Raw genomic sequence first — 22281 nt, 5'->3', positions numbered from 1 at the left:
AAAAAATATATGCTCTGGAAAAAAGCGAGAGAGAGTAAGTATAATAGGCGGATGAGAAGTTCATTGCACCAATAAACTTTCACGGGAGAAAGAAGTATTTAATGCGTGAGATATTACTGCCACAGTTAAAGCGTGATAGTTATGGATAATGCTATATTTCATAAGACTCCTAAAACAAAGTCATTAATAGAGTCTTTTGGCTGTCATTTGTTGTACCTTCCAGCATATTTACCAGCTCACTTTTACCCACAAATATAAGAAGTGAGTAAGATAGATATTAAATAAAATTGGGACCAAAATGAATGAAGTAAGTACAAATGTGCAATATACTGATGGCTTAGGGGATAAATGGCTGGAAAGAGAGTTAAAACACGTTAACTTGGGGGATATAAGGCTTAATAAGAGACTTATTGAAACAAGCTATTGTATAGAGGGTAAGGCATCTGAATCAAAGCTGTAGTAGATGGAAAGAAGCCAAGGGTGCATACAAGCAATGAAAAGCTTAAGGATAAGGAAATTTATTTTTCCCATTATAAAGAAACTATGGAGAGAATAAAAGGAAATCAGTTTGTTTTTTCAGTTCAAGATACAAGTTCATATCTAAATGTGGTAAAAGTGGGCTAAAATGGCTGGTTTTGTATTATATTAAAACTATTATAAAGAAAAGTTCGAACAGATCTAGCAGTAGGGCACTGGGATGACACCTTTGTGTTTGAGGCAAAATCGGCTATAACACTTAACATACTGCCTTTGCAAACAAATGTTCGTACAGCTGTGTGCTTGACACTGGAATCTAGAAAACTTAATTGCAAGTAATGCATTGGGTTTGGTGAGTATGGGTTTTGCGTTATAGAATGAAGCACTGACCTTACCCATCACTGAATTAAAAGAAGTAGATATTCAAGCAACATAATGTTTGTAAAACTTAATTTGTACGCTTCCTAGTAATTCTGATATAGTTACTTTAGTTAAAGTCTACAAAAGTTTATAAATGGCAACCTTAAGTGTAAGAGAAGCTTTATGCACAGCAATCAGAGAAGAGATGCAAAACGACCCTGATGTGCTTATCATGGGTGAAGAAGTTGCAGAGTATGATGGTGCTTATAAAGTAACGAAAGGATTACTGAAAGAGTTTGGAGAAAACAGAGTAGTTGATACTCCTATTACCGAACATGGATTTGCTGGCCTTGCTGTTGGAGCGGCATTTGCTGGATTAAAGCCAATAGTCGAGTTTATGACTTTTAATTTTTCTATGCAGGCTATTGACCAAATTGTGAATTCCGCAGCAAAAACAAATTATATGTCAGGCGGACAACTTGGATGCCCTGTAGTATTTCGTGGACCAAATGGCGCTGCAGCAAGAGTTGCTGCACAACACTCTCAATGCTTTGCATCTTGGTATTCGCATATACCGGGGTTAAAAGTAATAGCACCCTATTTTGCCTCCGATTGCAGAGGTCTGCTTAAAGCTGCAATTCGTGACCCTAATCCGGTAATATTTCTAGAAAACGAAATAGCTTACGGACATGAACATGAAGTTTCTGACTCTGAGCTGTCAAATAAAGATTATCTACTTGAGATAGGCAAAGCTGCTGTTATACGAGAGGGAAAGGATGTAACTATCACTGCTTTCTCATTAAAATTAATGGATGCCTTAAATGCAGCAGATTTACTTTCTGATGAGGGCATAGAAGCTGAAGTTATTGACCTCAGAACCTTAAGACCACTTGACACTCAAACTGTTATTAACTCTATTCAGAAGACTAATAGGTTAGTTAGTGTAGAAGAAGGATGGCCATTTGCAGGAATAGGAGCAGAGCTGTCAGCCGTTGTCATGGAACAAGGATTTGACTACCTTGATGCTCCAGTTATACGCGTAACTGGCAAGGACATCCCCTTACCTTACGCTGCAAATCTGGAAAAAAAAGCATTACCGCAAGTGGAAGATATAGTTGAAGCCGTGTATCAGGTCTGTTTTAGAAAAAAAACAACCCTATTAACGCGAATTCTGGATTAAGGAAGGAAGAAAGTATAGGAAATAGAAGGCTTTTTGGATTTGATGGAATAGGAAATGAGAGTAGAAAAGATATGAACCAAAAAATTAACAGGGGATCTATGGCGAGTGTGTTCAATTTCTAGTCTATTTTTTAGGTAACCAAAAACAGTCTCAATGATAGCCTTTTTCTCAGTAAAATCTTCTCATTTAGCGAAATCAATGCATTTTTCATACCTTTTTTCACCTTGGTAACAAGTTTCAAACCTCGGTCAAACAGCTTCTGAAAAAGCTCTTTTGCAATATAACCTTTGTCACCAAACAAAAGGCCGGTTAATTTTTCCGTCAGATTTGGCACAGGTATCCTATCATCAACATTGCCTTTTGTTAGCGTAAGTGAATGAATTTCACCATTTTCTATGAAATTCCAGTGTTTTCTGACTGTCCACAAAGCCAATGCAACAACATTGCTAAATGCCACAAAACCCTAGGCTTTAGAGCAACAAACCTGGTATATGAAGGCAACTTTGGAAACTCTGATTTGTAGAGCAACGTTAGGTAATGTAGATAGAAAGTTTTGAAATTTTTACACGGAGATTGTTGATATAGCAGGATTATTGTCATGATTTCGGAGTGCTCAATTTCCGTTGTTCTTGTGGGTTTTTTACCATTTGGCAGTAGTTTACCTGCAAAATTTTTCTCTATATCTCTGCAAAAATCATCGACCAAACAAAACAGTTTGTTATATCTTCCATGGTTAACCTCATCTGTTTTTTTATAACTGCTGAGTTTACCCTGTTTTCTTGCCTTTTCTATTCTCCTTTAATCCAGAATTCGCGTTTACAGGATGACACAGACGCCATACTGTGCTTATTTTCGATATCTCTGGATTTCGCTAATAAGTGGCGAATCGTTGGTAAAACTAAGTCACTTTAGCTATAGAATGACAAAAAAGGTTTGCATTGGCTAAATTTTTAGTTGAAGTAGCATAAGAGGTTAAAGGAAAAGCTTTGTGTTAATGGATTCATTTCAGGTATAGTATAGATAATACCACAATACTTATAAAATGGATCATGTTGTTAATGCGTATAATAGACTTGACACTCCTATAGTCAGGGGAGAAGGGGCATATCTTTTTGATAAAGATGGTAAAAAATATTTAGATTTTGCTGCAGGTATTTCTACAACTTCTTTAGGGCATTGTCATCCATACATTACAGATAAGCTGAAAGAGCAATCGAGCTCATTATGGCACTGCTCTAACATTTTCACTATTCCCGAGCAAGAAAGACTTGCCGAGCGTTTAACAACCCTTACTTTTGCAGATAAAGTTTTTTTCTGCTCAAGTGGGCTTGAAGCAACAGAAGCTGCAATTAAGTTTATTCGTCGTTACTTTTATTCAAAAGGGCAAGCAAAACGTAATCGTATTGTTACAATTGAAGGAGGCTTTCATGGCCGCAGTATTGCTGCAATTTCTGCTGGAGGCAATGAAAAATCACGCGAAGGTTTTGCTCCGCTCCTTTCTGGTTTTGATAAAGTGCCAAGAAATGACATTAAAGCTTTGGAGAAAAAAATCAGCAATGAAACAGCCGCTGTGTTTCTAGAGCCCATACAAAGCGAAGGTGGAGTATATCCACTAGACGTAAAATATCTTCAAAAAGTAAGGGAAATAACAAAAGCTCAAGGGATAATTTTGTGCTTTGATGAAGTGCAATGCGGATATGGACGCATCGGTTCTTTGTTTTATTATCAAAATGTCGGCATTGAACCTGATATGCTAACCTGTGCAAAAGCTATGGGTAACGGTTTTCCTCTAGCTGCATGTTTAGTAAAAGATTACATAGCAGAAGCAATCACTCCAGGAACTCATGGATCAACCTATGGTGGCAATCCACTTGCCATGACTGTTGGTAATGCGGTACTCGATATAATGCTAAAAGAAGGCTTTTTTGACCATGTTAAGAGAATTAGTAAATATTTAAAAGAAAAGCTGTTGCCTTTAGCTAAAGAATTTCCTGAGATGATTTCAGAAGTTCGTGGAGAAGGGTTACTAATGGGAATAGAACTAGCAACTCCTGTAGCCGATAAAATTATTAGTCGATCTCTTGATAAAGGTTTAATAATAACTAGGGTTTTAAACAACAAAGTAGTAAGGATAACCCCACCACTTATCATTGAGGATGAGCATGTGAACGCAGCTTGTAATATGCTTTATGATTTGTTTTTTAAGATTAAAGATATATAAAATTCGGTAATATAAATTCAAGCTTGCAAATGCCTTTCATAACATGTAAAATTAACTTTGTTTTTTATCACAATAACATCGTACTTTAATGGATTGGTTATTGGTATTAGTATCATCAGCAATTTTTATTTTGTTAATTTTATCGTTTTTGTTCTCAGGAGCAGAAATAGGCTTAACCTCAATTAGACGTTCTCGAGTTAATAAGCTAAAGCTAGACGGTAACAAAAGAGCCAGGGTAATAGACCGCTTATTAAATAAGAAAGAATTGACAATAGGAACGGTATTGCTCGGCAATACAATTATTAATATTACTTGCTCTGCTTTATTTACAGCAATATTTATCAATCATTTTGGAAATGAGGGCATTCTCCTATCAACAATTATAATGACATTTTGTATTTTATTGTTCTGCGAAGTTCTACCAAAAACTTATGCTATTCAAAATCCTGAAAAATTTGCATCATTTTCTGCTTATTTTGTATTGTTTTTTGTAAAGATTTTTTCTCCATTGACGCTAGGTATTCAATTTATTGTTAACCTCATCCTGAAATTATGTGGGCTGCATAAAGATAAGGAAGTGATATCTGCAGCGGATGCAATGCGTAATATGATTACTCTTCACCGCAGTGAAGGAACTATGTTACAACAGGATTTAGATATGCTAAGCAGCATACTTGATTTAGCTGAAACAGAGATATCACAAATCATGACTCACAGGAAAAATTTGTTCTCTCTTGATATAAATCAAAATAAAGAAGAGCTGATAAGGAAGATTTTAACCAGCAGTCACAGTAGAATTCCTTTGTGGCAAGAAGAATCAGAAAAAATTGTAGGTGTAATTCACGTGAAAGGTCTAATAAATGCCTTGCGTGAAAAGAATAATAAAGCGGAAGAAGTTGACATTACCCAAGTTATGTCAAAGCCTTGGTTCATACCAGAAAGTACACCGCTCAGCGTGCAACTTCACAACTTCCGTAAGAACAGGAAACACCTTGCATTTGTTATTGATGAGTATGGAGCACTGCAGGGAATTGTAACTCTTGAGGATATACTGGAAGAAATAGTTGGAGAAATTTCGGATGAGCATGACCTGATTACGGAGAATTTCATAAAGAAAATATCTGATAATATGTATCACATAGAAGGAAAATCTACTATTAGGGACATTAACAGGCAGTTACACTGGAATCTCCCTGATGAAGAAGCTACAACTCTAGCAGGTATGATTGTGAATGAAATAGAGCGCATTCCTGACGAAGGCGAGGAGTTTTCCATGTATGGTTTTCGCTTTAAGATTTTAAAAAAAGATAAAAATATTATTACTGTTGTTGAAGTGCAAGTAAAAACTGGTAATACTAGCAGCAATTAATTAGTGGAGTTTCATGGAAGATACAGTAAAAATAACGGCTGAAGAGTTGAAGGGTTACATAGAGAGAGTCGAAAAACTTGAACAAGAAAAGAGGGATGTGCAAGATCACATTCGTGATGTATATGCAAAAGCCGCAGATGAAGGTTGGGATACAAAAGTGATGAAACAAATTATTAGGCTGAGGAAGATGGATGATGATGACAGAGAGGAACAGGAAATATTGCTTGATACCTATAAACGTGCATTGGGAATGAGCTACGAAGAAGAGTTAAGTGAATAGCAGAATTGTAATTGGAATAAGTGGAGCATCTGGTTCTATTTACGGTGTACGTATTTTAGAGGCGTTAAGAAATATTAATAGATCTCTTATCCGAGTAGCTGACACTGGGATCCAGAAAAAGTGTATAGATTCCAATGTCAGCTACTCAAATGGCACCAAACCTGGTTATGAAACTCATTTAGTGATAAGCCGTGCTGGGAAAATAACTCTAGCTCATGAGATTAAAGAAAAACTTGAAGATATTACATCACTTGCAGATTTTTACTATTCTGAAGAAAAAATAGGAGAAAAAATAGCAAGCGGCTCATTTAAAACTTCAGGAATGATTGTAGCACCATGCTCTATGAAGACAATGTCTGAAATCGCATCAGGTGTTACTTCCAATCTATTGACAAGAGCTGCAGATGTAACACTAAAAGAAAGAAGAAAGTTAGTTCTTATGGTGCGAGAGTCACCACTGCATCTTGGGCATTTACAAAATATGTTAAAATTAACGGAGATGGGAGCGATTATTGCTCCACCAGTGCCTGCTTTTTATATTAAACCGAAATCGTTGGATGATATTATTAATCATTCTGTTGGCAAAGTATTGGATTTATTTGATATCAAATTACCTGACTTTAAGGAGTGGCAAGGAAGTGACAATTATTATTGATGGTAAAAAAATAGCGAACGACCTGTGTGAGAGGCTATCACAAAAGATTTATGCCCTAAAGAGGGAGCATAATATTTTTCCTTGCCTAAAAGTAATTCTCGTTGGTAGCAATCCAGCAAGTCAGGTTTATGTTCGCAACAAACAGAAAAAAGCAGAATCAGTAGGCATAAGTTCTGAAACAATTCTTTTATCTTGTGAAACATCAGAAGATGAGTTAATTGGAAAAATTAATGAATTAAATGAAGATCCATCTGTGCATGGCATTTTAGTACAGTTGCCTTTACCAAATCATATTAGTGCAAGCAGAGTAATTAACGCAGTAAGTATTGAAAAAGATGTAGATGGCTTCCATGATGAAAACGTTGGCAAATTAGTTAAAGGTGAAAAAAACTGCCTTATACCTTGCACTCCTAAAGGTTCTTTGCATTTAATTAAATCAATTGAAGAGAACCTTTCCGGTAAAAACGCAGTGGTAATTGGTAGGTCAAATATCGTGGGTAAACCAATGTTTCACCTGCTATTGCAAGAAAACTGCACTGTTACCATCTTGCATTCACAAAGCAAGGATTTAGCTGAATATTGCTCTAAAGCGGATATAGTAGTTGCAGCAGTCGGAAAGCCAAATTTTGTTCAAGCAGACTGGATAAAGAAAGGTGCAATAGTGATCGATGTTGGCATAAATAGCGTTAACGTAGGAGAGCTTGTAGGTGATGTTGACTTTGAGGGAATAAAAGGGAAAGCCAAAGCTATTACTCCAGTACCCGGGGGCGTTGGCCCAATGACCATTGCATTTCTAATGATGAACACTGCCATTGCTGCTTGCTTACAGAAGGGAGTTGATGCTTCTAATTTTATTAGTTGAGGTATGAAGAGGAAAGCTGTATGAAGATAGACATCTCACAATTAATAAAAAATTGAGATTTTTGAAATTCCTCAGTAGTCAAATTTATTAAATATTTAGGATCATCATCTATTCTTTTTTCTCTACAAACGCGAATTCTGGATTAATAGATGAGGTTAACCATGGAAGATATAACAAAACTGTTTTGTTTGGTCGATGATTTTTGCAGAGATATAGAGAAAAATTTTGCAACGCGAATTCTGGATTAAGGAAGGAAGAAAGTATAGGAAATAGAAGGCTTTTTGGATTTGATGGAATAGGAAATGAGAGTAGAAAAGATATGAACCAAAAAATTAACAGGGGATCTATGGCGAGTGTGTTCAATTTCTAGTCTATTTTTTAGGTAACCAAAAACAGTCTCAATGATAGACCTTTTTCTCAGTAAAATCTTCTCATTTAGCGAAATCAATGCATTTTTCATACCTTTTTTCACCTTGGTAACAAGTTTCAAACCTCGGTCAAACAGCTTCTGAAAAAGCTCTTTTGCAATATAACCTTTGTCACCAAACAAAAGGCCGGTTAATTTTTCCGTCAGATTTGGCACAGGTATCCTATCATCAACATTGCCTTTTGTTAGCGTAAGTGAATGAATTTCACCATTTTCATTGATTACCATATGTAATTTGAAACCAAAAAACCAGCCGTAAGTACTCTTGCTTAATTTTGCAATTCCAGCAAAAACTTTGTTTTGGATATTCTTTTTGCATGACAAACTGCAATGGGAGTTGTGTCTATATATGAAATTCCAGTGTTTTCTGACTGTCCACAAAGCCAATGCAACAACATTGCTAAATGCCACAAAACCCTAGGCTTTAGAGCAACAAACCTGGTATATGAAGGCAACTTTGGAAACTCTGATTTGTAGAGCAACGTTAGGTAATGTAGATAGAAAGTTTTGAAATTTTTACACGGAGATTGTTGATATAGCAGGATTATTGTCATGATTTCGGAGTGCTCAATTTCCGTTGTTCTTGTGGGTTTTTTACCATTTGGCAGTAGTTTACCTGCAAAATTTTTCTCTATATCTCTGCAAAAATCATCGACCAAACAAAACAGTTTGTTATATCTTCCATGTAAATGCTGATACTTGTGCTATCTATGATAATTTCAATATTTTCCATGTTGCTTTTATCAACCCTGCAATCATTTATCTTAATATTAAGTTTTTTAAACCTTCTTGATGCTTGTGAATAGCTGATAACTGCCAAATTTTTTCCTATTTGTTGCAGATATCCTTTTATAAACCCCACCGTTTGTCTTAAACCAATTCTAAAAAGATTGACAATTATATGCACCAAAATTACGACTTTATCACTGTAAATATAGTTGCCGCCCTGCATTTTTGGACTATTTTCATACCAATTTTCGATAGCTTCATCGATGTAACGAAAAATATTTCCCCTTTTTTCAAGGAATTTGTTATATTCGTTTTGGTTACTGACTTTCATTTTCTGTGGCATATTTTTTCTTCAACAGTTAAATGGTTATTTATAATGAATTTTGTCAGTAGCCACCAGATTTTTTCGGTTGCTATGCAACAAAGCCATCCCAGTGTCAGCTACTTTCATGACACCATTCTTTCTTCTGGATTCCAGACTGGAATGACACCGTCTTGGATGGAAAGGCTGGATCCAAGTAGTCAGGCTACTCGGATGACAAAGGAGAGCTGCTCGGATGATACCTTTTTCTACTTAGTTTGGGTTATGCAAGAAGTCTATTATAATCAGGCTTTAAGTGTGCGGAAGTAATTTTTTTTCGTTAAAGTAAAAAATTTTTTCTATAGCTAATCAAAGTGGATCAAGAGAAACTTACCACTTTCTTTACAAAGGGTTTGATGTTACCATTTTACTGCCTATTCTGAATTTATTGAATGAACATTAACATAAAAAATCTAGTTCAGGCTTTCTCTAAATTGCCAAGTTTAGGGCCATCATCATCACGCAGGTTAGTTATACATTTACTCCAAAACAAAGAAAAAGTTATGCTACCACTTGCATCTTTGATTAAAGAGCTAGCAGATCTTATAATAGAGTGTGAAGTTTGCGGAAATCTAGATACTAAATCACCTTGTTCTATTTGTACTAATCCAAAACGTGACACTAAGTTACTGTGTGTAGTAGAAGAATTAGGTGATCTATGGGCGTTTGAAAAAGGAAATATATATTCAGGTTTATACCATGTTTTGGGTGGCAGATTGTCTGCGATAAATGGTATAGGTCCAAAAGAACTTAACCTTGACACTATTCTGAAAAGAGTGACGGAGTCTAAAATTGAAGAGATAATTATCGCAATTAATCCGACATTAGAGGGTCAAGTTACTGCACAATATATAATTGAATTGCTAAAAAATTTGGATGTGAAAATATCACGTCTTGCTTGCGGCATACCAATGGGCGGAGAAATTGACTACCTAGATGAAGGAACTCTGAGAATAGCACTTACTTCAAGACAAGAATATGAGTTAAATATAAAATAAGGTATGTGCTTTAAAAAACTTGTATCGTTAATAACGTTCAAGAAGAAAGAAACAGCACCACCACTTAAAGTGGTGGCTTGGGAAAATGACCGTCTAAACTATAAGCAATTTTCAGGTAAATTCAACACTATAATTAAAACAATTGATAAGTCTTTTACAATAATATCTTTAGAAGGATATGATGGATGGGGCAAGACGTTTTTTTTGAAAGAATCGGTAAAAGAGCTAAAGCAACAAAATGAAATTGCAGCTTATTATAGCGCATGGGATATCAATGCACTGGATCAACCGCTTCCTTCTTTTTTAAATTTCCTATTTGAAGATTTATTTGCATCGTATAAAGTAAAAAGAAGCGTTATACAACAGTTCAAGAACATAAACAAAGAACTGTTTTCTCTAAACACAATAGGAAAGCTGATCAGTAAATCTCCACTTGCTATGCTTTCAGTATTTCTTGATGCTGCAAAAGAGGCTGATAAAAAAGACATAGGTTTTGTCTTGAGTGAATTAAGTCTTCTCCAAAGAAGAAAAGAGAGTACTAGAGATTTTAAAACACAGTTAGCGGATGTGGTTAATAAAATCAGAAAAGACAAAAACATTTATATAATGGTGGATAATCTTGATGTGTGCCGTCCTAAATTCGTTGTCGATTTTTTGGAATCTATAAAGCATATGCTTGATGTGGAGGGGCTGGTTTTCATTATTTCTGTAAGTAAAGATAAGAGTAATGTACAGAGAGCAATCAGCACAATACTTGGACCGAATTTTGACCTAAAATCTTTTACTGATCTCTTTTTACATTTACCAAAACAACCGATAGAAAAATTTACAAAAGAACTATTTGAAAATATTAAATTACCGAAAAAATCAAAAAATTTGATTATAGATAGTTTTATACTTTATGCAGAAAGCCTATCACTATCGCTGAAAACAATAGAATATTGCGCAAAAAAAATAAAACTATGTCTTCTGAATTATATAAAGGAAGAACTACCTGATCCGAATTTGTTTGCATTTTTGGTAATACTGCAATCAATAAATATTGATATATATGAGGAACTAGATTCCTCATGTCAAAGATCCTTGGAAAAAATTGAAAATGAATATAAATCTTTAATTTTAACCCACATAAATGGTCAAGAGGAATGGGAAAAACTTAAAACCTCTCTAGAAGCTGCTTTTGCAGAGAAGGAGTCAAAAATTAACAAAGCTATAAAGGACATAATATTTTAAAAAGATACCCTACCTTTGCATATACAAGGATAGGGTAACATTTGATTAACGCCCTTTTAACGCGAATTCTGGATTAAGGAAGGAAGAAAGTATAGGAAATAGAAGGCTTTTTGGATTTGATGGAATAGGAAATGAGAGTAGAAAAGATATGAACCAAAAAATTAACAGGGGATCTATGGCGAGTGTGTTCAATTTCTAGTCTATTTTTTAGGTAACCAAAAACAGTCTCAATGATAGACCTTTTTCTCAGTAAAATCTTCTCATTTAGCGAAATCAATGCATTTTTCATACCTTTTTTCACCTTGGTAACAAGTTTCAAACCTCGGTCAAACAGCTTCTGAAAAAGCTCTTTTGCAATATAACCTTTGTCACCAAACAAAAGGCCGGTTAATTTTTCCGTCAGATTTGGCACAGGTATCCTATCATCAACATTGCCTTTTGTTAGCGTAAGTGAATGAATTTCACCATTTTCATTGATTACCATATGTAATTTGAAACCAAAAAACCAGCCGTAAGTACTCTTGCTTAATTTTGCAATTCCAGCAAAAACTTTGTTTTTGGATATTCTTTTTGCATGACAAACTGCAATGGGAGTTGTGTCTATATATGAAATTCCAGTGTTTTCTGACTGTCCACAAAGCCAATGCAACAACATTGCTAAATGCCACAAAACCCTAGGCTTTAGAGCAACAAACCTGGTATATGAAGGCAACTTTGGAAACTCTGATTTGTAGAGCAACGTTAGGTAATGTAGATAGAAAGTTTTGAAATTTTTACACGGAGATTGTTGATATAGCAGGATTATTGTCATGATTTCGGAGTGCTCAATTTCCGTTGTTCTTGTGGGTTTTTTACCATTTGGCAGTAGTTTACCTGCAAAATTTTTCTCTATATCTCTGCAAAAATCATCGACCAAACAAAACAGTTTGTTATATCTTCCATGGTTAACCTCATCTATTAATCCAGAATTCGCGTTAATAGCAGCATTTCTGTCAGACATATAATCTATTTTTGAATGTTCTGCTGCATCCTTTTTTGGTAGAACTTTTGTCTTTATATCGTATTTCTTACACAATTTATAAAGTTTGTGCCTATCGTATGCCCTATCTGCATATAATGCTTTTATTTTGTGCTGAAAATTAACTTCTTCAAGCAAATCGCAAGCTCCATAGTGGTCAGAGTAGAAGCCATTACTGTATCTTGCAGCTATAGCTTTTTTACTATTTACACTTAACATAACATGTAACTTTCTTACTTGCTCGTAGCTTCGGTACTTTCTATCTGCACTGTTTTCCTTACTGTGGCCAGGAGTGTTACTGTAAATGCTGATACTTGTGCTATCTATGATAATTTCAATATTTTCCATGTTGCTTTTATCAACCCTGCAATCATTTATCTTAATATTAAGTTTTTTAAACCTTCTTGATGCTTGTGAATAGCTGATAACTGCCAAATTTTTTCCTATTTGTTGCAGATATCCTTTTATAAACCCCACCGTTTGTCTTAAACCAATTCTAAAAAGATTGACAATTATATGCACCAAAATTACGACTTTATCACTGTAAATATAGTTGCCGCCCTGCATTTTTGGACTATTTTCATACCAATTTTCGATAGCTTCATCGATGTAACGAAAAATATTTCCCCTTTTTTCAAGGAATTTGTTATATTCGTTTTGGTTACTGACTTTCATTTTCTGTGGCATATTTTTTCTTCAACAGTTAAATGGTTATTTATAATGAATTTTGTCAGTAGCCACCAGATTTTTTCGGTTGCTATGCAACAAAGCCATTCCAGTGGGATTTGTTGCATCGCTACTTATGAAAGGCTAACTATAGTTAGGATTATAAGCAACCTATTGAAAATCTTGTTTTTTTGCAATCAATCTGATCAAATTTAAGAATAGTAATTTATTATTTATATTAATAAACTTAATTCTATTGAAAATAGCTAAAGCATTGAAATTCTTGAATTTTAGCCGGATTAGTGAGTGGTAGTGAAATTTCTTTTACTCAAATTTAGGTATTCACTGACCGTTCTTGTTATAAATACCAGAATAATAAGCTGCTGATATTCTCCATCTTTTTTATCTTTAATCCATCATAGCTAGCGATGCAACAAAGCCCACTGGGATCCAGGAATTTTATTAAGTTGGCAAGCATAAAAATAGCTGTTTTATGTTAAAACACAACGTTTTAATGATTATGGAAAGGCTGGATCCCAGTGTCTGGGCACTGGCCCACTGGTGGCCCAAACTACAACGTTCGTACAGTTGTGTGTGTCTTCCCATGGAGATTGCTCTCAAATCATAATGCTCATGCAGTTGCGTGTTCGATTAATTTACTGCGCAACAGAAGAATCTATAATTCAGTTTACGTATTTTCTTATTTCAGCCAAAATCTTATCAGATTGACTTTCGTCTGAATTTAAATCAGCTGCAAAGTGTGTAACATATTTTCCTCCAGGGCCAATAAGATATATTATCGAAGAATGGTTGATTTCTTCTTCTCCGTCTACTTTGCTTGCATATACTTTATATTTTGCAACTACTTCGTCTATTTTTTCTCTTTCACCAGTTAACATTTGTATTCTATGGTCAAATTGCTGCTGAAATTCTTTAAGTCTTTCCGTGCTATCGCGCTCAGGATCAACTGTAATAAAAAATGTTTTTAGCTTGTTGTTAGTTTTCTCATCTAACTTTGCAAGTGTTTCTGAAATTATCCCAAGGTTCATAGGGCAAATTCTTTTGCATGAGGAAAACCCAAAGAAAATCATCATGTATTTATCTTTAAAATCACTACTGCGTAAGATCTGTCCGTCCTGATTAATTAAAGAAAAATCTCCGCCTATCTTAACTTCTGTGTTGTGAATCGCTACTGGGGCAAATATGCCTTTTTTGGTGAAATAACAATAACCTAAAAAAACAACTGCTAATGCTACTAGCATATTAGATAACAATCTTATAAACCTTACCATTAGGGTGCTCTCAGTAAAATTAAATTGTATCTTTATTAGTTGACCTATTCAATATATTTATTCCAAAGTGTATTGTTAATTTTGTCTAACAGTTTCTTATGTTCATCAATTTCTTCACTATTTGGTGAATGTTTTCTGGGAGTTAGATTACGCACTTTATGCTGAACGAATGTAGAGTTACTGTCCTGATTGCATTCATTATCAAACAGAAAGGTTTGTAACCCTCCTGTAAGTTCAACATATACCTTTGCAAGCAATTGAGCATCAACTAGTGCTCCGTGCAATTCTCTATTCTCTAGCGATATATCAAAACGCTTACATAATGCATTCAAAGAAGCAGGTGATCCTGCGAATTTTTTCCTCGCAAGAGGTAATGTATCTAGCACTCTATCTGAGGAAATTAACCCAGCATTCAGCTTGCTTAACTCCATGTTAAGGAACTTAACATCGAATTCAGCGTTGTGAATTACCAAAATATCATTAGATATAAAGTCAAGAAATTCAAGTGCAACATCTAAAAATAATGGTTTATCTTCTAAAAATTCTTCACTAATACCGTGAATCTTAAACGAGTGATAAGGTATATCTCTTTCTGGGTTAAGGTACCGATGGAATACTTTACCTGTTGGAATGCGGTTAATTAATTCCACACACCCTATTTCGATAATTCGATGACCAGATTTAGTGTCAAGACCTGTCGTTTCAGTGTCAAGTACTATTTCGCGTAGCTTGCTTTCCATGGTTAACTCTAAATAAAACTAATCTTACTTGTCATTTGTCTTATCGTTACTTATCTTTATTATAGTGAATAGAAACAAGCAACCAGCTTGGGTCTGATGAATTAACATTTTTTTTGAATTGCCATACATCCTCAACTTTATTAATGGTGGATGTACTACCTGATATGATATCCCCTTCATTGTTCTTAACGAAGTTAATTTGCTCTGAAAGGAAATATATTGCAATAAACACTGTGTTTTTTACTAGCTTTATTTCTAAAATCTTTTGTGAAACGATAGAAACAATTATAGACTCGTGCACCTCTTTACGATGTTTAATCTTCTCTGCAAAATTATCATATAAGTCTTTATCGAGAAGTGGTTTTAACTGAGACAAATTTCCTTGATTGAAATACTTTATTATTAATTCAAAAGCTATGCTTGAACCTTCTATAAAGTGGGAAATAGAAAAATCTTTGTTTTTTTTTAATATTTGTTCATAAGTAACTTTTATTGAATTTTTATCATTGCTATCAATGTAATCCTCAATGTTTTCTACTACATCTTCTTTACTTCGACTTACATCCAATACATTAGTTAGCTTTTTTAGGTTGAGATTGGCTGACCTTCCTAAAGAATTATACAAACGTGAAAAAATGAACGCCGCTAATAAAGCATATATTACAAGCTCTATCATAGTAACTCAACTCCTTGGCATATAAAGTATCCGAACATTATTAATTATTAATGAAAATATGTTTTTCATATCAACTTATAATCAGGTTTGCTATTCATTTGTAAATGAATATATTATATAAGAAAGTATTAAATATCTCAACTTAATTAAAGGAGACGTAAGAAATGCCACAACAAAAAATGAGAATTCACGGTCAATATGTTAAAGATCTATCGTTTGAGAATCCAAATTCGCCATTCCTTTCTTCAAATAAAGCTCCCGATATTAATGTAATGGTTAATATCAATTCAGCAAAATTAGAAGGAATGGAAAACAAAGAAGGAGTAAATGAAGAAAAATCTTTCCATGAAGTTACTTTGCATATAGAAGTCAGAGCAACGATAAAAGATGCAGATATAAAAGATGGCGTAGCTTTCATTTGTGAGACGAAATATTGTGGCATTTTTTCAATAGAAAATTTAAAAGAGTTGAGTGAGGAAGAGGTAAGACAAGCTTTGTTTATTGGCGGACCTACTTTTCTTTTCCCTTTTGCAAGAGAAATAATTGCAAGAGTTACAAGTAGTGGTGGATTTCCCCCACTGATGCTGGATCCTATAGATTTCGAAACTATGTACGAGCAGCAAAGTCAACAACAAAAAAGTAACGGTAGTAATTCCAATTTTAACTAATATAGTGTGATAGGATGAACAATTCTTTAAATGCAAAAACGACTTTAAACATTGACGGGAAGTCATACAACTATTTTAGCCTAAGTAGTGCTAGTGAATTTTTAGGGACAGATGTAACTAAATTGCCCTGCTCACTTAAGGTGCTGCTTGAAAATTTATTGCGTAATGAAGATGGAGTAAACGTAAAGCTGGATGACATAAGAGTACTAGCAGACTGCGTTAATAAACACACTAATCACGAAATTAGCTATAAACCAGCAAGGGTGTTGATGCAAGATTTTACAGGGGTTCCTGCTGTTGTTGATTTAGCTTCAATGCGGAGTTATGTCAAGAAAAATGGAGGAAGCCCGAGCAACATAAATCCTTCTGTACCGGTTGATCTTGTGATCGACCATTCTGTTCAAGTAGATAGTTATGGAAGTGTTTCTGCATTCAGTAAGAATGTTGAGCTAGAAGTAAAAAGAAATTTGGAGAGATATCAATTCTTAAAGTGGGGGGAATCGTCCTTCAGAAATTTTAGAGTAGTACCGCCAGGTACTGGAATTTGCCACCAAGTGAATCTTGAATATTTAGCGCAAGTTGTGTGTAATAATGATGGAGTCATATATCCTGACACTTTAGTTGGTACTGACAGTCATACTACAATGATTAACGGGTTATCAGTCCTTGGTTGGGGTGTTGGAGGCATAGAAGCTGAGTCTGTGATGCTTGGTCAACCAATTAGTATGGTGATTCCAGAAGTAGTTGGATTTAAATTAATTGGCAGATTGTCGGAAGGAGTAACTGCGACTGATTTAGTGCTGACGGTTACCAATATCCTAAGAACAAAAGGCGTTGTTGGTAAGTTTGTAGAATTTTATGGTGATGGTTTAGATTATTTATCTTTGGCAGATAGAGCCACTATAGCAAACATGGCCCCGGAGTATGGCGCAACTTGTGGATTTTTTCCAATTGATCAGAAAACACTCGATTATTTACATTTAACAGGGCGACCAGAAGAGCTGATCAAATTAGTTGAAGTCTATTCAAAAGAGCAGGGATTGTGGCGCAGCAATGACGAATTAGCATTTTTTGACACACTAGAGCTTGATTTATCAAGCGTGAAGCCAGTAATGGCTGGTCCCAAAAGACCACAAGATAAGGTTTTTCTTTCACAAGTGGCAGAGTCTTTTTCTAAATCATTTTCAGTTAATGAGTCAAAGGAAAGCGATAAACTCCAAGATGGAAGTGTAGTTATTGCAGCAATAACAAGCTGCACTAACACCTCAAATCCAAGTGTGATGATTGCTGCAGGTCTTGTAGCTCGTAATGCAATTAAACTTGGATTAAAATCAAAGCCTTGGGTTAAAACTTCTCTTGCTCCAGGGTCACAAGTTGTAACAGAATATTTAGAAAAGTCAGGGTTGCAGGTAGATCTGAATGCTTTGGGCTTTAATTTAGTTGGATATGGTTGCACAACTTGCATTGGGAATTCTGGTCCACTTAATAAAGATATAGAAGATGGCATTAAAAACAAAAACTTAACCGTTGCTGCAGTTTTATCTGGCAATCGTAACTTTGAAGGAAGAATTCATCCGTTAGTCAAAGCTAATTACTTGGCATCTCCGCCACTTATTGTTGCATATGCACTTGCAGGCACTGTGCAAATTGATTTGACAAAAGATTCAATTTGCAAAGATAAGAATGGAAATGATGTCTATCTCAAAGATATATGGCCAACAAACAATGAAATCGAAGATTGTGTTAAAAGTGTGGTAACACGTGAGATGTTCATACAAAAGTATAAGGATGTTTTTTCTGGTGATGAACATTGGCGAAAGATAAAGTGTGAAAAAAGTGAAATCTATAATTGGGATGCAAACAGCACTTACATACAAAATCCGCCTTATTTTGATAATTTATCACCTAAAAATAATAAAATCGATATAAAAGGTGCACAAATATTGGCAATGTTTGGCGATAGCATAACCACTGATCACATTTCCCCTGCTGGAAATATTGCCTCAAGTAGTCCTGCAGGTATATATTTAAAAAATCTTGGAATTGAGCCACAGTACTTTAATTCGTATGGGTCTCGTCGTGGTAACCACAATGTAATGATGCGTGGGACTTTTGCTAACATTAGAATAAAAAATGAAATGGTAAGCATCGAAGGCGGCTATACAAAATATATTCCTTCTCAAGAAACTATGTCGATTTTTGATGCAGCAATGCGCTACAAGGAAGCTCTCATCATTGTGGCAGGAAAGGAGTATGGCACAGGTTCAAGTAGGGATTGGGCAGCAAAGGGTACTTTATTGTTGGGGATTAAAGTTGTAATTGCAGAAAGCTTTGAGCGTATACATAGGTCCAACTTGGTCGGCATGGGTGTTCTTCCACTTATATTCCAAAATGGAATAACCAGAAAGATATTTGATGGTAGTGAGGTAATAAGCATAAAAGGTGAAATAGTGCCAGGTGGAAATCTAGAATGTATCATCAAAAGAAAGGATAATTCAAAGCAATCAATTCAACTCAAATGCTGTGTACAAACCGCAACTGAGATTAAACACTTGATGTGTGGTGGAGTGTTAAGCTACATACTTGCACAATCTTTTTGATTTAGTGAAGTTATTGCATGGACTTCTTCTAGCCAGCCCTGATCCCTTTTTAAATAATGATTTGTTCTATGCAAAGTTATGATATAATTTTACCTTACATATGGTAATAGAGTGTTTTGCAGATAATTATATATGATTAGTCCTATACAAGAACCTAACGAGTTGAGAAAACGTTTACAAGGGTTTTATCGTACTGATGAGAAAAGTTATGTACGTTATCTTGTAGAAAAAACAGAACTTTCGGTTGATTCGAAAAACAGAATTTACAATATTGCAAAACAAGTTATTGAAAAGATTAAAGGCAACAAATTAGATATCATAGATTCTTTCATGCAGCAATACTCGCTTTCCAACGACGAAGGAATAGCACTTATGTGTCTTGCTGAGTCACTACTTAGAATACCAGATGATTATACAATAGACGAGCTAATCAAAGATAAAATTGCCAATCAAGAATGGAGTAAATATTTAGGACATTCTTCCTCATTGTTTGTCAATGCTTCCACGTGGAGTTTAATGATAGGAAGTAGTATATTGAGAGATAATGAAGGCGATTCGAAGTTCTATTACGCAATTTCTAAATTACTTAAAAATTTAGGAGAGCCGATTATTCGCAAAGCAGTAAAACAAGCAATGTCTATGCTTGGTAATCATTTTGTTGTTGGAGAAACCATAGAAGAAGCTTTAAGGTACGCAAAACTAGATGACAATAGTAAGTTTTTATACTCTTTTGATATGCTTGGCGAAGCTACTCACACAGCTGAAGATGCAGAAGAGTATTTTGATTCATACATGCACTCAATAAAAGCTATAGGTGAATCCACTGACATAAATGATTGCTTTAAATCGCATGGAATTTCAATCAAACTTTCTGCTTTACACCCACGTTATGAATTTGGTCAATTTGACCGAATTGCTGGTGAGATATTCACTAAGGTTTTAGAGCTCTGCCGCGAGGCAAAAAAATACAACATTTCACTATGCATAGACGCAGAAGAAACAGAAAGACTTGAGATGTCATTAGTTTTATTCAAGCAATTGCGTCTTGATGAGTCACTTTCTGAGTGGGAAGGACTTGGCTTGGCTGTGCAAGCGTATCAAAAACGTGCTTTGTCTGTTCTTGATTTTGTTGAGGATGTTGCTATTCGATCAAAGCACAAAATTATGGTGAGACTTGTAAAAGGTGCATATTGGGATTCAGAGATCAAGCGTACGCAAGAATTGGGATTAAATGATTACTCAGTATTTACAAGAAAAAGCTATACTGACGTATCTTACCTCGTGTGCGCACAGAAACTTTTGAGTAAACCAAACAGCTTTTACCCATGCTTTGGAACTCATAACGTCTATACTTTTGCTTCTATCATGGAACTTGCTGATAAAAACCACCCTGGATTTGAATTTCAACGCTTACATGGAATGGCAAAAGACTTATATGATTATGCAATGTCAGAGCTTGCAACAAATGTTAGCTGTCGTGTCTACGCACCCGTTGGGGAACATAGTGACTTGTTGCCTTATCTTATAAGACGCCTTCTTGAAAATGGAGCTAATAGTTCGTTCGTCAATCAAATAAGTGATCCTAACGTTAAAATCGATGAGTTAATTTCAGATCCACTGGAAAAAGCTATAAATTTTAATTATGAACCTCATCCAAATATTCCATTGCCACAAGATATTTTGAAAGAAGAAAGAAAAAATTCCTTGGGAATGGATATTAGTGATTCTGTGATAGTCTCACAATTTGCAGATGATATAAAGGGTTTTAGTGAAAAGAAATGGCAAGTTGGACCAATAATTGACGGACAGTCACTTTTTGATGATGCCAAATTTACTGAAGTGGTGAATCCTGCACATTTGGAAAATGTAATTGGAGAAGTGTCGAACGCAACAAGTGATCAAGCTTTAAATACTCTTGAAGTAGCCCGCAGTGCATTTTCTGATTGGCAGAGCACTCCAGCGGAAGAACGTGCTAAACACTTGAAAAAAGCTGCTGACTTACTTGAAGAAAGAATGAAAGAGTTAATTTACATTCTGATTGTGGAAGCAGGAAAAATTTTATCTGATGCAATAGCAGAAGTACGAGAAGCAGTCGACTTTCTGCGTTATTATGCAATGATAGCAAAGAATGAACTGAGCGACTGGAAAAAATTGCCAGGTCCAACAGGTGAAGATAACTTCATCTTTTTTGAAGGCAGGGGAGTTTTCCTGTGTATATCACCATGGAATTTTCCACTTGCTATTTTTCTTGGGCAGGTCTCAGCTGCACTTGCAGCAGGTAATGCAGTGCTGGCAAAACCGGCAGAGCAAACGCCGATTATTGCCTACGAAGCTGTTAAGATACTACATGAAGCTGGGATACCAAAGAATGTGTTACACCTCATTCCTGGGGATGGTGGATATTTAGGCAAAATATTAGTTCCAGATAATAGAATTGCCGGAGTAGCTTTTACTGGCTCAACGCAAACCGCTCAAATAATCAATAAAATGCTTGCCAATAGGGATGGTCCTATTGTGCCATTTATTGCTGAAACTGGCGGATTAAATGCTATGATTGTTGATAGCTCTGCTCTCTTAGAGCAAGTGACTACGGATGTTTTGCTTTCTGCGTTTCGCAGCGCTGGCCAACGCTGTTCTGCGCTTAGAGTGCTATTTATTCAAGAAGATATAGCAGAAAAACAGATAAGAATGATATGTGGTGCAGCGCAAGAACTAAAGATTGGTGATCCAATACAACTTAGTACTGATATTGGTCCAATAATTGATAAAGCATCTATCGATATGCTAACTCAACATACGCAAAAAATGTCAGAGGACGAAGATTCAAATCTGTTATTTAAAGTACCCATGGATACAAATCCTCATAATGGTTATTTCTTTCCTCCATATATTTATGAGATACAAAAAATTTCGCAATTAAAGCAAGAAGTATTTGGTCCTGTTTTACATATCATACGTTTTAATAAGTCAAATTTGAATGAAGTGATAAATGATATAAACAATACAGGATATGGGCTCACGTTTTCTTTGCAGAGTCGGATACAAAGTCAAATTGACACTATAAGTAAAAAAATATCAGTTGGAAATGTCTACATCAACCGTAACCAGATAGGTGCAGCAGTTGGGATACAACCATTTGGTGGTAGAGGACTATCTGGCACTGGGCCAAAAGCTGGTGGTCCTCATTATTTACAGCGTTGTTCTACAGAAAAAGTTGTAAGTGTTAACAATACAGCATTCGGTGGTAACACTACACTTATGTGTTTGGATTAATTTGCGGGCCCTAATTTTTCTCCTATCTTACCCCTAAACTAGACGTTCGTGCAGACAGCGCTAAAATCCGAAAAGGACCAGTTCATGCACTAGACTTCTTGCATAACCTAAACTAAGCAGAAAAAAGGTGTCATCCGAGTAGCCCCTTCGGTTTCATCTCAGTGCCTCTATGATGTCATCCCAGTGCCCTGACTAC

The 22281-nt window shown here is 35.3% G+C and carries 20 protein-coding genes and 3 pseudogenes; 15 read left to right on the top strand and 8 right to left on the bottom strand.

Annotated elements, in window-relative coordinates; translation table 11 throughout:
* The first annotated feature begins 141 nt into the window (after positions 1-141).
* The 4 genes from AAGD95_RS06440 to AAGD95_RS01585 all read left to right on the top strand — a co-directional run bounded on the left by AAGD95_RS06440 (position 142) and on the right by AAGD95_RS01585 (position 2017).
* Complete coding sequence (locus tag AAGD95_RS06440) at positions 142-258, top strand: hypothetical protein (protein ID WP_406831131.1); 117 nt, start codon at positions 142-144, stop codon at positions 256-258.
* A 40-nt stretch (positions 259-298) separates the two neighbouring features.
* A complete protein-coding gene (locus AAGD95_RS01595) occupies positions 299-460 on the top strand; it encodes a transposase DNA-binding-containing protein (protein WP_341818659.1) in 162 nt (53 codons plus the stop codon).
* 20 nt (positions 461-480) lie between these two features.
* On the top strand, positions 481-624 hold the full coding sequence (locus AAGD95_RS01590; RefSeq protein WP_341818658.1) for a hypothetical protein: 144 nt from the start codon (positions 481-483) through the stop codon (positions 622-624).
* Positions 625-991: 367 nt separating this feature from the next.
* Positions 992-2017: a pyruvate dehydrogenase complex E1 component subunit beta gene (locus AAGD95_RS01585; RefSeq protein WP_341818657.1), complete on the top strand. Its 1026-nt coding sequence runs from the start codon at positions 992-994 to the stop codon at positions 2015-2017.
* Here AAGD95_RS01585 and AAGD95_RS01580 read toward each other — a convergent pair.
* A pseudogene (locus AAGD95_RS01580) lies at positions 2014-2731 on the bottom strand (transposase). The gene AAGD95_RS01585 and the pseudogene AAGD95_RS01580 sit on opposite strands and share 4 nt — an antisense overlap.
* A 15-nt stretch (positions 2732-2746) precedes the next feature.
* On the opposite strand from AAGD95_RS01580, the gene AAGD95_RS01575 reads away from it, so the two are divergent.
* The 6 genes from AAGD95_RS01575 to folD all read left to right on the top strand — a co-directional run bounded on the left by AAGD95_RS01575 (position 2747) and on the right by folD (position 7404).
* The gene (locus AAGD95_RS01575; protein WP_341818656.1) at positions 2747-2929 is read left to right on the top strand and encodes a hypothetical protein; all 183 of its coding nucleotides are present in this window, start codon (positions 2747-2749) and stop codon (positions 2927-2929) included.
* Positions 2930-3059: 130 nt separating this feature from the next.
* Positions 3060-4238, top strand: coding sequence for an aspartate aminotransferase family protein (locus AAGD95_RS01570; protein ID WP_341818655.1), 1179 nt, complete (start codon positions 3060-3062; stop codon positions 4236-4238).
* Between the two features lie 88 nt (positions 4239-4326).
* Positions 4327-5607 carry an HlyC/CorC family transporter gene (locus AAGD95_RS01565; protein ID WP_341818654.1) on the top strand — a complete coding sequence of 427 codons (1281 nt, stop codon included), beginning with the start codon at positions 4327-4329 and terminating at the stop codon, positions 5605-5607.
* Between the two features lie 13 nt (positions 5608-5620).
* Positions 5621-5887, top strand: a complete 267-nt coding sequence (locus AAGD95_RS01560) for a DUF2312 domain-containing protein (RefSeq protein ID WP_341818653.1) — start codon at positions 5621-5623, stop codon at positions 5885-5887.
* Positions 5880-6542 (top strand): UbiX family flavin prenyltransferase, encoded by a 663-nt coding sequence (locus AAGD95_RS01555; RefSeq protein WP_265025842.1) that lies wholly within the window; start codon positions 5880-5882, stop codon positions 6540-6542. The genes AAGD95_RS01560 and AAGD95_RS01555 overlap by 8 nt, the downstream gene beginning before the upstream one ends.
* The gene (folD, locus tag AAGD95_RS01550; protein ID WP_341818878.1) at positions 6526-7404 is read left to right on the top strand and encodes a bifunctional methylenetetrahydrofolate dehydrogenase/methenyltetrahydrofolate cyclohydrolase FolD; all 879 of its coding nucleotides are present in this window, start codon (positions 6526-6528) and stop codon (positions 7402-7404) included. Before AAGD95_RS01555 ends, folD begins: the two co-directional genes overlap by 17 nt.
* A gap of 244 nt (positions 7405-7648) precedes the next feature.
* On the opposite strand, the pseudogene AAGD95_RS01545 reads toward folD, so the two are convergent.
* Both AAGD95_RS01545 and AAGD95_RS01540 read right to left on the bottom strand, forming a co-directional pair.
* Positions 7649-8499, bottom strand: a pseudogene (locus AAGD95_RS01545) (IS982 family transposase).
* On the bottom strand, positions 8463-8903 hold the full coding sequence (locus AAGD95_RS01540) for a transposase (protein ID WP_341818652.1): 441 nt from the start codon (positions 8901-8903) through the stop codon (positions 8463-8465). The pseudogene AAGD95_RS01545 and the gene AAGD95_RS01540 overlap by 37 nt, the downstream one beginning before the upstream one ends.
* Positions 8904-9319: 416 nt before the next feature.
* Here AAGD95_RS01540 and recR point away from each other — a divergent pair, with 416 nt between their 5' ends.
* Positions 9320-9919 (top strand): recombination mediator RecR, encoded by a 600-nt coding sequence (gene recR, locus AAGD95_RS01535; protein WP_410542098.1) that lies wholly within the window; start codon positions 9320-9322, stop codon positions 9917-9919.
* A gap of 3 nt (positions 9920-9922) precedes the next feature.
* Positions 9923-11152 carry a P-loop NTPase fold protein gene (locus tag AAGD95_RS01530; protein ID WP_341818650.1) on the top strand — a complete coding sequence of 410 codons (1230 nt, stop codon included), beginning with the start codon at positions 9923-9925 and terminating at the stop codon, positions 11150-11152.
* A 73-nt stretch (positions 11153-11225) separates the two neighbouring features.
* Here the strand turns inward: AAGD95_RS01530 and AAGD95_RS01525 are convergent, their stop codons facing one another.
* From AAGD95_RS01525 to AAGD95_RS01505, 5 genes and pseudogenes are all read right to left on the bottom strand, one after another.
* Positions 11226-12110 (bottom strand): IS982 family transposase, encoded by an 885-nt coding sequence (locus AAGD95_RS01525; protein ID WP_410542086.1) that lies wholly within the window; start codon positions 12108-12110, stop codon positions 11226-11228.
* Between the two features lie 333 nt (positions 12111-12443).
* Positions 12444-12845 (bottom strand): annotated as a pseudogene (locus tag AAGD95_RS01520) (transposase); the annotation flags it as partial.
* 674 nt (positions 12846-13519) lie between these two features.
* Positions 13520-14128 (bottom strand): SCO family protein, encoded by a 609-nt coding sequence (locus AAGD95_RS01515; RefSeq protein ID WP_341818649.1) that lies wholly within the window; start codon positions 14126-14128, stop codon positions 13520-13522.
* Positions 14129-14172: 44 nt separating this feature from the next.
* Positions 14173-14868, bottom strand: a complete 696-nt coding sequence (gene dnaQ, locus AAGD95_RS01510) for a DNA polymerase III subunit epsilon (protein ID WP_341818648.1) — start codon at positions 14866-14868, stop codon at positions 14173-14175.
* Between the two features lie 46 nt (positions 14869-14914).
* A complete protein-coding gene (locus tag AAGD95_RS01505) occupies positions 14915-15544 on the bottom strand; it encodes a Tim44/TimA family putative adaptor protein (protein ID WP_410542082.1) in 630 nt (209 codons plus the stop codon).
* A 164-nt stretch (positions 15545-15708) separates the two neighbouring features.
* Between AAGD95_RS01505 and secB the strand changes: the two genes are divergently transcribed.
* The 3 genes from secB (at position 15709) to putA (ending at position 22085) form a co-directional block, all read left to right on the top strand.
* Complete coding sequence (secB, locus tag AAGD95_RS01500) at positions 15709-16212, top strand: protein-export chaperone SecB (RefSeq protein ID WP_265025696.1); 504 nt, start codon at positions 15709-15711, stop codon at positions 16210-16212.
* A 14-nt stretch (positions 16213-16226) separates the two neighbouring features.
* Positions 16227-18812 (top strand): aconitate hydratase AcnA, encoded by a 2586-nt coding sequence (gene acnA / locus AAGD95_RS01495; protein WP_341818647.1) that lies wholly within the window; start codon positions 16227-16229, stop codon positions 18810-18812.
* Between the two features lie 132 nt (positions 18813-18944).
* Complete coding sequence (putA, locus tag AAGD95_RS01490; protein ID WP_341818646.1) at positions 18945-22085, top strand: bifunctional proline dehydrogenase/L-glutamate gamma-semialdehyde dehydrogenase PutA; 3141 nt, start codon at positions 18945-18947, stop codon at positions 22083-22085.
* The last annotated feature ends 196 nt before the right edge of the window (positions 22086-22281 follow it).

This window comes from Wolbachia endosymbiont (group B) of Ennomos erosarius, from assembly GCF_964026905.1.
GTDB lineage: Bacteria > Pseudomonadota > Alphaproteobacteria > Rickettsiales > Anaplasmataceae > Wolbachia.
This window is presented reverse-complemented; position numbering and strand designations above follow the sequence as displayed.